The sequence below is a fragment of the Streptomyces aureus genome (assembly GCF_001418135.1).
In the GTDB taxonomy this organism is placed as follows: domain Bacteria; phylum Actinomycetota; class Actinomycetes; order Streptomycetales; family Streptomycetaceae; genus Streptomyces; species Streptomyces aureus_A.
Map to the genome: position 1 here is coordinate 1 of NZ_LIPQ01000203.1, position 11348 is coordinate 11348.

Annotated in this window: 11 protein-coding genes, 1 tRNA gene and 1 pseudogene; 8 read left to right on the forward strand and 5 right to left on the reverse strand. The window is 71.4% G+C overall.

Going from position 1 to position 11348, the window contains the following annotated elements:
* The 5 genes from AOK00_RS18020 to AOK00_RS18040 all read left to right on the forward strand — a co-directional run.
* A partial coding sequence (locus AOK00_RS18020; RefSeq protein WP_055601326.1) for a nucleotide pyrophosphatase/phosphodiesterase family protein occupies positions 1-1031 on the forward strand: 1031 nt, incomplete at its 5' end.
* A gap of 153 nt (positions 1032-1184) precedes the next feature.
* A complete protein-coding gene (locus AOK00_RS18025) occupies positions 1185-2243 on the forward strand; it encodes a sugar phosphate isomerase/epimerase family protein (protein ID WP_055601327.1) in 1059 nt (352 codons plus the stop codon).
* Between the two features lie 275 nt (positions 2244-2518).
* Positions 2519-2606 (forward strand) — tRNA-Leu (locus AOK00_RS18030).
* Positions 2607-2707: 101 nt separating this feature from the next.
* Positions 2708-3073 (forward strand): zinc ribbon domain-containing protein YjdM, encoded by a 366-nt coding sequence (locus AOK00_RS18035; protein WP_055601328.1) that lies wholly within the window; start codon positions 2708-2710, stop codon positions 3071-3073.
* Positions 3074-3256: 183 nt separating this feature from the next.
* The gene (locus tag AOK00_RS18040; protein ID WP_159041790.1) at positions 3257-3868 is read left to right on the forward strand and encodes a hypothetical protein; all 612 of its coding nucleotides are present in this window, start codon (positions 3257-3259) and stop codon (positions 3866-3868) included.
* A 6-nt stretch (positions 3869-3874) separates the two neighbouring features.
* Here AOK00_RS18040 and AOK00_RS18045 read toward each other — a convergent pair whose 3' ends face one another.
* From AOK00_RS18045 to AOK00_RS18055, 3 genes are all read right to left on the reverse strand, one after another.
* Positions 3875-4585, reverse strand: coding sequence for a class I SAM-dependent methyltransferase (locus tag AOK00_RS18045; protein ID WP_055601330.1), 711 nt, complete (start codon positions 4583-4585; stop codon positions 3875-3877).
* A gap of 115 nt (positions 4586-4700) precedes the next feature.
* A complete protein-coding gene (locus AOK00_RS18050) occupies positions 4701-5198 on the reverse strand; it encodes a hypothetical protein (RefSeq protein WP_254047403.1) in 498 nt (165 codons plus the stop codon).
* A 5-nt stretch (positions 5199-5203) separates the two neighbouring features.
* On the reverse strand, positions 5204-5635 hold the full coding sequence (locus AOK00_RS18055) for an ATP-binding protein (protein WP_055601331.1): 432 nt from the start codon (positions 5633-5635) through the stop codon (positions 5204-5206).
* A 264-nt stretch (positions 5636-5899) separates the two neighbouring features.
* Here AOK00_RS18055 and AOK00_RS18060 point away from each other — a divergent pair.
* The 3 genes and pseudogenes from AOK00_RS18060 (at position 5900) to AOK00_RS18070 (ending at position 7905) form a co-directional block, all read left to right on the forward strand.
* A pseudogene (locus tag AOK00_RS18060) lies at positions 5900-6775 on the forward strand (helix-turn-helix domain-containing protein).
* A complete protein-coding gene (locus AOK00_RS18065) occupies positions 6776-7012 on the forward strand; it encodes a DUF397 domain-containing protein (RefSeq protein ID WP_015037566.1) in 237 nt (78 codons plus the stop codon).
* A gap of 74 nt (positions 7013-7086) precedes the next feature.
* The gene (locus AOK00_RS18070; protein WP_055601332.1) at positions 7087-7905 is read left to right on the forward strand and encodes an SAM-dependent methyltransferase; all 819 of its coding nucleotides are present in this window, start codon (positions 7087-7089) and stop codon (positions 7903-7905) included.
* Positions 7906-7981: 76 nt separating this feature from the next.
* Here AOK00_RS18070 and AOK00_RS18075 read toward each other — a convergent pair whose 3' ends face one another.
* On the reverse strand, positions 7982-9868 hold the full coding sequence (locus AOK00_RS18075) for a M64 family metallopeptidase (protein WP_055601333.1): 1887 nt from the start codon (positions 9866-9868) through the stop codon (positions 7982-7984).
* Positions 9869-9959: 91 nt separating this feature from the next.
* Positions 9960-11303, reverse strand: a complete 1344-nt coding sequence (locus tag AOK00_RS18080; protein WP_055601334.1) for a 6-phospho-beta-glucosidase — start codon at positions 11301-11303, stop codon at positions 9960-9962.
* Positions 11304-11348: the final 45 nt, after the last annotated feature.

An 11348-nucleotide genomic window follows, 5' to 3' on the forward strand; every position in this document is an offset into this window, starting at 1 on the left:
TCGGGTTCCTTGCGTCCGTCTACTACGCAGACGGACGCAAGGAACCCGACTGCTACACCCGGCCTCCGGCCCTGCACGACGAACTCACCGAGAAATTGGGCACCTTCCCCCTCTTCCACTTCTGGGGCCCCCGCGCCGACCTCGTCTCCAGCCGCTGGATCGTCGCCGCCACCCGTCACATCCTTCGCACCCGGCGCCCCGACCTCGCCCTCTGCTACGTCCCGCACCTGGACTACGACCTCCAGCGCTACGGCCCCGACGACCCGCGCTCCTTCCGGGCCGCGGCCGCGCTCGACACCGTCCTCGCGCCGCTTCTCGCGGAGGCGCGGGCCGAAGGCCGTACGGTCGTGGTCCTCTCCGAATACGGCATCACCCGGGTCGAGCGCCCCGTCGACATCAACCGCGCCCTGCGGCGGGCCGGCCTCCTGGAGGTCCACACCCAGGACGGCATGGAGTACCTGGACCCCATGACCTCCCGGGCGTTCGCCGTCGCCGATCATCAGATCGCCCACGTCTACGTCAAGCGCCCCACCGACCTGCCGGCCGTCCGGGAAGCCCTCGCCGACCTCCCCGGTCTGGAGCGGCTCCTCGACGACGACGGCAAGAAGGAACACGGCCTCGACCATCCGCGCTCGGGGGAGCTGGTAGCGCTCGCCGAGCCCGATGCCTGGTTCACGTACTACTACTGGCTCGACGACGCCCGCGCCCCCGACTTCGCGCAGCTCGTCGAGATCCACCGCAAGCCCGGCTACGACCCCGCCGAACTCCTCATGGACCCGCTCGACCCCTACGTGCGGATCAAGGCCGCCAGGGAGATCGCCCGCAAGAAGCTCGGTATGCGATACCGGCTCGCGGTCGTCCCTCTCGACCCCTCACCTCTTCGCGGCAGCCATGGCCGCCTCCCCGCGAGCGACGACGAAGGTCCGCTCATCCTGTGCTCCACCCCCCGCGCCCTGGACGGCCGCGTCGCGGCCACCGATGTGAAGAACCTGCTGCTCAGGCTGGCCGGAGTCACGGAGACCTCGACCTGAACCCGCGCAGCCGACCGAATCCCTCCGACCGCTCCGGATCCCTCCGATCCTTGCGGTCCCTCCGAAGTCTCCGGATCGCTCCGGAGCCCCGCTGATCCCTCCAGCCGAATCCAGTGAAGCAGGCCTTTCCGACAGCCAAGGAGTTATCCACAGATGAGTCGCACTCGCCGTACCGAAGCCGCCCACGACCCCGAGCTCGTCCACAGGCTCAGCCGGCGGAACATGCTGGGCGTCGCCGCCGGCGCGACCGCCGCCGCGCTGCTCGGGGCGGCGGCCCCCGCCGCCGCGGCGGCAGAGGGCACCGCAGCGTCGGGCCATGGTCACGGCCGTCCCGTCCTGCCGCCCGGTCGCCTCGGCATCCAGCTCTACTCGCTGCGCGACAAGGTCGCGACCCTCGGCTTCGCCGCCGTCTTCGCCGAGCTGCAGAAGTACGGCTACGACGAGGTCGAGTACGCCGGATACAGCCAGGGCTCCGCCGGCCCCATCAGCCTCGCCCAGCTCAAGCGCCTCACGCGCGACCACGGTCTGCGCCCGATCGGCAGCCATGTCGGCTACTACGCGAACGACCCCGGCGCGTACACCTTCGCCCAGAACCTCGACCGCGTCCTCGACGACGCGGCCGCCCTGGGCCTGCCCCACATCGGCACGGCCTCCGGGCCCTGGCGCTACGGCTCCACCGTCGACGGCTGGAAGCGGTGCGCCGAGGAGTTCAACCGGTTCGGGGCCGCGGCGAGGAAGCGCGGCATGAAGTTCTACCAGCACAACCACTCGGAGGAGTTCTCCTTCGCCGGCGACCGCCCCGACGTACGCCTCTACGACGTCCTCCTCGCCGAGACCGACCCCGACCTGGTGTACCTGGAGATGGACATCTTCTGGGCGTACGTCGGCCAGTACCGTTACTCGGTCCGCCCGGACGGCACCCCCGCCCCGTTCGACCCGCTCGACTACGTCCTCGACCAGCCCCACCGCTATCCGCTCTTCCACGTGAAGGACGGCGACCGGGACGACTCCGCCGTCCCCTACGGCTACCGGATGACGGACGTCGGTGACGGCGACATCGACTACCGGCGCTTCATGTCGGCGGTCAACCGCACCCGTCACGGCCGCCACGCCCACCACTGGCAGGCCGAGCACGACAACCCCGTCGAGTCGCTGGCCTTCGCCCGCAAGTCCAGCGCCCACCTCCACTCGCTGCGGGAGAAGGGCCACTGACCCGCCCGATGGCCTCGGCCTCAGGCCGGCTCCTCGCCGTCCCGGGTGTGCACCCCTGACCAGAGGGTTCGAGGTCTCCGGACACCGTCCCGGCGCACTCTGTGTGAGCGGGCGGCGGCACCCCGTACGCGCGGTCGGGAGAATCCGGACTTGATCAAGGTCAGTGGGCCGGCTCCACCCCACTGACCACGGAAAACGCTGGTGAAAGCCACCTGGAACCCCTGGTAGAGTTACATCTGTCGCCGCGAGGGAAACCCCGCAGCGGCAGACACCTTGTCCGGGTGGCGGAATGGCAGACGCGCTAGCTTGAGGTGCTAGTGCCCTTTATCGGGCGTGGGGGTTCAAGTCCCCCCTCGGACACCAGTGGAAATGCCGGTCGATCTCGTATCGACCGGCATTTCGCGTGGTGTGCGGTGCCCCGGTGGCCCAGGGCGGCAGCGGGGACGGCCGCCTATCCTGGGGGAGTGATCGAGAACATTCCCGCCTGTCCCCGGTGCTCCAGCGAGTACACCTACGAGATGAACAATCTGGTGGTGTGCCCCGAATGCGGACACGAGTGGGTGCCGGCCGCCGACGGCGCGAGCGCCGCCGGAGGTGCGGAGGCGGGGGAGCGCGTGATCAAGGACGCCGTCGGCAACGTGCTGAACGACGGCGACACGGTGACCGTCGTCAAGGCCCTCAAGGTCAAGGGCAACCCCTCCGGGATCAAGGCGGGCACCAAGGTGCGCAACATCCGCCTGGTCGACGGCGTCGACGGGCACGACATCGACTGCAGGATCGACGGCTTCGGCGCCATGCAGCTCAAGTCCAGCGTGGTCAAGAAGGCCTGAACCGCGCGGCGGCCCATGCCGTCGTGCGAGCGGCGGAGGCACGCCATGGTCGAAGGACGGACTCCCGGACAGACGCCGTCGGACGGCGGCAGACCACCTGCGGGCCCGCCCTCCGGCCCGCTGAGCACCCCGTCGGCACAGGATCCCCCGCCGCTCCGCAGGCGGGTCCTTCTCGTCGCTGTGGTGGGCGGGCTGGTCCTCGTCGTCGGCCTCGTGGGCGTCCTGATCGGCGCGGGAGCCTTCGGCGGTGGCGACCGCGGCGGGGGGACGGCGGGTGACTCGCCCCCGCCGCCCCCCGTGTCGGCGTCACCGTCCGGGCCGTCCAGCACGCCGCGGACCTCCAGCCCGCCCACGCCGTCCTCGCCCGCCTCCCGCGCCGCCGCCGGTGAGGGGGACACGCGTGCCTTCGGTCAGACGCAGGGGTACGAGGACGGGGTCGAGGTCACCGTGTCGGCGCCGGCCCCGTTCACACCGTCGGACTCCGCGGCCGGGCACATGGAGGGCAACCAGGCGGTGGCCCTGCAGATCACCGTCCACAACGGTGGCGACCAGCGGCTGGACCTCGCCACCGTGGTGGTGCAGGTCAGGGACGGCGAGGGCCGGGAGGGCGCTCGGGTGTTCGGCGGCGCGCCGCCCCATCTGGGACTCGGGCTCTCGGGCACCCTGCTGCCCGGAAAGAAGGCCGTGGGCGGCTACGGATTCGACATGCCGCCGGCCGGGAAGCTCGTACTCGACGTCGAGGTGAAGGTCGGCCCCGACCGGCCCGCCCTCTTCTGGAGCGGCGACGTCGGGTAGCGGTTCCTACTTCCTGCGTGCCACCACCAGGCGGCACCGCGGGCTTCCGTCCTCGCGGGTGCCCAGGGTGTCGACGGACATGAACGTGACCTCGAAGCCCGTGTCCTCCAGGCGGGCGCGGACGTCGCCGAGGCGGAAGGTGCGGTAGTACATGACGAACGGTGGGCGCCAGACCGCGTTGCGGACGCGCATCGTGGCGTCGAAGCCCCACAGGATCCAGTAGAGGCGGGAGCCGACCCGGGGCGGGGCCCCGATGGGGAAGGCGAACGTGCCGCCGGGGCGCAGGGAGGCGTGGACCTGGGCGAACAGGGTGCGCTGCTCGTCCGGCAGGAAGTGGCCGAAGGCGCCGAAGCTGACCGCCAGGTCGAAGACGGGTGCGAAGGGCAGCGCCAGGGCGTCGGCGCGGACCAGGCCGGCGGTGGGGTGGGCCTCGCGGGCCCGGGTCAGCATGCCCGTACTGAAGTCGACGCCGGTGACCGGGCCCGCGCACACCGAGCGGAGGACGCCCAGTCCGGCGCCGGTGCCGCAGCAGACGTCGAGGCCGGAGTCGAAGGGGCCGAGGGTCTCCAGAGTGTGGGTGACGGCGGTCAGGAGGCGTTCGGAGGTGCGGAAGGGCGTCGCGTCGAACTTGTTCGCGAGCAGGTCGTAGCCGTGCTCGACGGAGGAGAGGGCCTGGACGGTCAGCTCGCGGAGGCTGGGACCCTGCGGGGTGAACATGTCCCCGAGCCTATGTGTTCAGGGGTCACGCGGGGCGGGGACGGTCCGATCCTGTACCGTCACCGGCCGTGTGCGGAGGGTGGTCGCCGTGTACGGCCCGGTGTTGCCGTGCGGGTCAGAGTGCGCTGCTCACCGGCGGTCCGGCCCAGGACGGCGCGATGCCCGTGAGCTGGCAGACCAGCAGGTAGAGGGGGATCGGCGGGGTGTAGGGGGAGGTGCCGTCGGGGTGGTGGATGAGGCGCGGCCGGCGGTCCGGGATCTCGGCGCCCCGCGCATAGCAGGCGGGCAGCGGCCAGGTGACGTCATGGTCGGAGCCGGCCGGGACCAGCCACCACCACCAGTCGGAGTCGGCGTAGACGCAGCCCTTGGCGGGGAGGCGGGAGAGGATCTTGAAGCCGAAGCGGGCGGGGACACCGACGGCGTCGCAGCCGAGGCCGGTGTGCAGCCCTACGGGGACGGCGAGGCGGGTGGCGCCCAGTTCACGGGGGTGGGTGGAGCCGGTGGCGCCTCGGGTGCCGGGGCGGAGTTCGGCGGAGCGGCGGGGTTCCGGAAGGCGTTCGCCGACCGGGGACCTGCGGGTGCCGGGGAGCAGCGGGATCATGCGGGTGGCCATCGACCTCAGCACGTTTCCCCCATGCCGTGGGCCAGTTCCGCCCAGACGACCTGGGCCGTTCCGTGTCCGGTGCGCTCGGCGCCCCAGGCGGTGCACAGCGCGTCGACGATGAGGAGTCCGCGGCCGCGTTCGTCCTCGCCGCAGTCGCGTATCCGCGGTCCCGCCGGGCCGCCCTCGTCGCGCACGGCTATCCGCAGCGTGTCCTCGCCCTCGCGGAGCTCGCATATGAAGCGGTCGCTGGCGGTGTGCACCACGGCGTTGGTGACGAGTTCGGAGACGACCAGGGCCACCGTGTCGCGGATGTCGGGGCCGCAGCCCCAGAGGATGAGCCGTTCCTCCGCGAGCCGGCGGGCGCGCGCGACCGACGAGGTGAGGGCGGGGAGCTCGTAGGCGAAGCGGCGGACACCATCGGTCTGGGGCTGCGGGCGCTGGGCCATGACTCGCGGACTCATGAGACCTGAAGGCTGCGCGTTACCAGAAGCCACGACCGGTTCCTCACAACAAGGGGCAGGAGTGCCGTACGGCGCTGTCGCCGTGGCGCGGTGGCGCACGGCGGCAGCGTGTACTGGTTCACACCGGAACACTGTCCTCCTGAGTCGGACACTTGGCAAGTGGCACTCTGAAAATTCCAGAGTGCTGTGTTCTCTCTGGCCCTGCTTCGTGGCACACTCGTCGAAACAGTGCGTCGGGGAGGTCTGAGAGTGAGCGAGCCGCGGTCCGCCCCCACGGTGGGACAGGTCGTTCTCGGTAGGCGCCTGCAGGATCTGCGGGAGCGGGCCGGCCTGAAGAGGGAAGAGGCCGCGAAGATCCTCCGGGTGGCCCCGGCCACCGTCCGGCGGATGGAGACCGCCGAAGTCGCGCTGAAGATTCCGTACGTGCAGCTCCTGTTGAGGGAGTACGGGATCACGGACTCCGAGGCCGAGGGGTTCATCGCCCTCGCGGAGGAGGCCAATCTCCCCGGCTGGTGGCAGCGGTTCCACGACGTGCTGCCCGGCTGGTTCTCCATGTACGTCAGCCTGGAGGGGGCCGCCAGCCTCATCCGGGCCTACGAGCCCCAGTTCGTCCCCGGTCTGCTCCAGACCGAGGAATACGCCCGCGCCATTCTGCGCAGCGGGGCGGTCGGTGGCGGCAGTGATGCCGGCAAGGACGAGGACGCCGAGCGGCATGTAGCCCTACGGATGGAGCGGCAGTCCCTGTTGACCAGGGAGGACGCCCCGAAGTTCTGGGTGATCATGGACGAGACGGTGTTCCGCCGACCGGTCGGCGCCGGGCCCGAAGTGATGCGCGACTAGCTCGACCGGCTGCTCGAAGCGTCGGAGCTGCCGAACGTCACCCTGCAGATCGCGGAGTTCGCGTCCGGCCACCACCCCGGCACCTACGGACCGTTCGTCCTCTTCCGCTTCGCCATGCCCGAACTGCCGGACATGGTCTACAGCGAGTACCTGACCGGCGCCGTCTATCTCGACGCGCGCCCCGAGGTGGCATCCCACCTGGAGGTCATGGACCGCATGGCGGCTCAGGCCGCGACTGCACAACGCACGAAGGAGATTCTCCGGAATCTCCGCAAGGAGCTGTGAATGGATCGCATATACAACGGCATGCCCGCCGCTGAGCTAGGTGCCGAGGGCTGGCACAAGCCGTGGAGCGGCGGGAACGGGGGCAACTGCGTGGAGGCCATGAAGCTGGCCGACGGCAGAGTCGCCGTGCGACAGTCCGCAGACCCTGAGGGACCAGCGCTCATCTACACCCACGGGGAGATCGCAGCTTTCATCCAGGGGGCCAAATCCGGTCAGGCTGACTTTCTGCTCACCTGACCCCTTCCGCCCCACCCCTACCGTCGCGTAACTCTTGTTGTAGTGCCACTCGTTCATCCCGACCAGGAGCGCCGATGACCCAGGACCCCGCATCCCCGCGGAGTGAGATACGGATCGACACCAGCACGCCGCATCCGGCGCGCATGTACGACTGGTTCCTGGGCGGCAAGGACAATTACCCGGTCGACGAGGCGATGGCACGCCAGCTGCTCACCGTCGACGCCCGAGGCCGGGACATGGCCCGCGTCAACCGGGCCTTCATGCACCGCGCCATCCGCTGGCTCAGCGCCCACGGCGTCCGCCAGTACCTCGACATCGGTACGGGCATCCCGACCGAGCCCAACCTGCACCAGATCGCGCAGGAGGCCGCGCCGGAGTCCCGCATCGTCTACTGCGACAACGACCCGATCGTGCTCGCGCACGCGGCCGCCCTGCTGCGCTCGACCCCGGAAGGGGCCACCGAGTACATCCAGGCGGACGCCCGCGAACCCGAGATCATCCTCGAAAGGGCCGGAAAGGTCCTTGACTTCGATCAGCCCATCGCGCTGTCGATGCTCGCCCTGCTGCACTTCGTGGGGGACGAGGACAACGCGTACGACCTGGTCCGCAAGCTCGTGGACCAGCTCGCGCCGGGCAGCTACCTGGTCCTCTCCCATGTCACCGGGGACTTCAACCCCGTGGGCGCGGCGGAGGCGGTCGCGATGTACAAGGCGCGCGGGCTGACCCTGCGGCCGCGGTCGCGGGACGAGCTCGCCGCGTTCTTCGACGGCCTCGAGTTCGTCGAGCCCGGGGTCTCGCTCACCGCCGAGTGGCATCCGGAGCTGGGCGAGCCGGTCCCGGTGCCGGGCGACGAGCCCATCCCGGGCTGGGCCGCGGTGGCCCGCAAGCCCTGATCCGATCCGTACGGGAGGAGGCCCCGCCGACATGTCGGCGGGGCCTCCTCCCGTCGCGGGCTGCGTGCGACACCCCCTAGGGCTCCACCAGCGACACCAGGAATTCGCCGGTCCCGCCGATGTTGCCGGCCGCGTCGATCGTGCGGTACTCGATCCTGTGGGTGCCGTAGTCGGGGGTCGCGTCGTCCCAGGGCACCGCACGGCTCCGGCCCAGCTTCCCGTACACGAGGCCGTCGATCACCGTGCCGCCCGGCGAGAAGCGGAACGGCGCGTCCGCGTCCGTCGGCCAGCCGTAGTACGTGTACCAGCCGTCGCCGTCGACCCGGAACTGGCTCACCACCGCCCCCTCCTGGTCGTCCCGTGCGGTCAGCCGCATGGTGAACGGACCGTCGTACACGTACTCCACGGGCCGGCCGTGCCGCTCCACCGTGCGCAGGGGTTCCGAGAGTGCGTAGGAGGCCGTCGCCGGGCGGGCGTCCACGGTCCAGCGCAATTCCTCGTCGGTACCCGCGATACGTGCCGTCAGGGTGTGGGTGCCCTTGGCCATCGGCAGCGAACGCAGGTCCAGATCACGGTCGTTGGGCCCGGTCGTGACGGGGCGGCCGTCAAGTCGCCAGCGCACGGCCGGGGTCCGGTCCGGCGAATGGGTGGTGTCGGCGTGGACGACCGACCGGGCGCCGACGGGCGCCCCGAGGGGAGTGTGGCCGGTGAACGCGGCCGGGGTCCCGTCGCGCACGGTGGTGAGGGCCGGGTCCACCGTCCAGCCGACGGTCCGGGTGAGCGCCGCCGAGGCGCGGACCGCCGGGTCGCGGACGAAGGGCGTCGGGTCGGTGACGGTCGCCGTGAGCGTGTGCGTCCCGGGGGAGAGGCGCAGGGTGCGCAGGTCGACGGTGCGCGCGCCGCGGGTGGGCAGCGTCCGTCCGTCCAGGCGCCAGGTCACGGCGAGCGCGCCGCCCGCCGGGTGCAGGGTGTCGACCCACACCGTCCGGTCCGCCCCGACGGGTGAGGTGTTCGGCGTGTGGTCCTGGACCAGGTTCACCTTGGCGGAGATCGCCCGGACCATCACCTCGCGCTCCACCTGGTCGAAGGCGTAGCCGAGGGTCTTCATCAGGGAGTGGCGGCTGGGGCGCCAGACGCCCCTCGTGCTGTACATGCCGCCCTCGTGGCGGCCGATGACGCCGCCCGACTCGCTCTCCTCGCCGAGCCAGCGCCACCATTTGGCCCGCTGCCCCAGCATCTGGCGCTCGGTCAGGAGGGTGTGGTGGGCGGAGGAGGGCTCCGGGCCGGGGTACGTCTCGCCGGGCACGCCGCGCGCGTAGTAGTCGTACTCGTCCTGGAGGCCGCCGAGCGAATGGCCTATCTCGTGCGGGGTGATGAGGGACGAGAGCGCGTTGCCGCCGGAGGCGGTGGCGTAACTGCCGCCCGCGCCGCCGTAGGTGGAGCTGTGGGCGAGGGCGACGATCTGCCGGTTGGCGCCGCTCGTGCCCGGGACGAGATCGGCGAGCGCGGCGGCCTTCCGGCCGTCGACGGTCAGCAGCCGCTGCACGCTGTTCGGATCGCAGCCGCCCCAGAACCCCATGTCGAGCGCCGTGTCGCGGGCGGGGGCGTCCAGGCCGGGGTCGCAGTCCACACCCGAGTCGGCCGAAGGGGCCTCCACCGCCCAGACGTTGATGTACGAGCGGTACGAGGCGAAGGGCTCGATGCTCCACAGGATGTTGAGGTGCCGGTCGAGGTCCGCGCGGAACGCCGGCATCTCCGCCGTGGTGTAGCCGTCGCCCATGAACACCAGGTTGAACCGCCGGTCCGCGGGCCCGGTGGTCTGTACGGGGACGACGGCCGGACCGTCACCGGGCGTCGGCGTCCCGGCCGCCGCCGGTGCGGTTCCCACCAGACCGGCGGCCAGCAGGCAGACCGCGACGACGCGGGCCACCTCTCGTCGAACTCCCGTGCGCTGTGAGGTCATGGGGCGGGAGCCTAGGCCGCACCCCCGCCCTCGTAAAGTTGTTCGTCAGCCGTATGCCCACGCGACGGTTTCGTCGGTGTCCGCCGCCGCCTCAGTGCCGTAGGTACGCCAGACCCGCGTGCTCCGCCGTGTAGCCCTCCACCAGGCGGCGGGCCACCGTCACCGAGTCGACCAGCGGATGGAGGGCGAAGGCCTTGACGGCGGTCGCCCGCGAACCGCTCTCCGCCGCCGCGAGGACCTCCCGCTCCACCGCCTTCACGGCCGTCACCAGGCCGACCGCGTGGTACGGCAGCGGTGACACCGACACCGGGTGGGCGCCGTTCGCGTCGACGAAGCAGGGGACCTCGATCACCGCGTCCGCGTCGAGCGCGGCGAGGGTCGTGCCGTTGCGGACGTTGAGGATCAGCGTGGCCCGTTCGCCCCGCGTGATGGCCCGCATGAGGGCCAGCGCCACCTTCTCGTAGCCGCCCGACTCCAGGTCCTCCTCGTCGCGCTCCCCGATCCCGGCGGCCTCCCGGTTGGCCGCCATGTAGGTGGCCTCCCGGTCGGCGAGCGTACGGTGCCAGGCGGCGAGGGCCGGAGTGCCGGGCTTCCCCATCTCCTGGTAGAAGGCGCCCTGTTGGACGCGGAGATAGGCCCCGCGCGTCCGCTCGGCCGACCGGTAGGCCCGCACGGCGTCCCGGTTGAAGTAGTAGTAGTGAAGGTACTCGTTGGGGACCGCGCCCAGGGAGCGCAGCCATTCCGGGCCGAAGAGCCTGCCCTCCTCGAAGGAGCCGAGCGCCTCCTCGTCGGCGAGCAGCCGCGGCAGCTCGTCCCGTCCGTCGATCCGCAACCCCCGCAGCCAGCCCAGGTGGTTGAGGCCCACGTAGTCGATCCAGGCCTTGTCCGGGTCGGCGCCCAGGATGCGGGCGACCCGGCGGCCGAGACCGACGGGGGAGTCGCAGATGCCCACGACCCGGTCGCCGAGGATCCGGGACATCGCCTCCGTGACGAGGCCCGCCGGGTTCGTGAAGTTGATGACCCAGGCGTCCGGGGCGAGTTCGGCGATCCTGCGCGCGATGTGCACCGCGACGGGCACGGTCCGCAGCCCGTAGGCGATGCCGCCGGCTCCCACCGTCTCCTGCCCGAGCACCCCCTCCGCGAGCGCGATCCGCTCGTCCGCGGCCCTGCCCTCCAGACCGCCGACCCGGATCGCGGAGAACACGAAGTCGGCCCCGCGCAGCGCCTCGTCCAGATCCGTCGTCGCCGTGACACCGGGCGCGTCCGGCACCCCCTCGCCCTGCTCGGCCAGGACCCTGGCGATGGCCGAGAGCCGTCCCTCGTCCAGGTCGTACAGGGTGACGTGGGTGACCCGCCCCTCGGCGTGGTCGCCGAGGAGAGCGCCGTACACCAGCGGCACCCGGAACCCGCCGCCTCCGAGAATCGTCAGTTTCATGTTCGTACGCTACTCGGACGCACCCCCTGAGCAGCGGGATCCCGC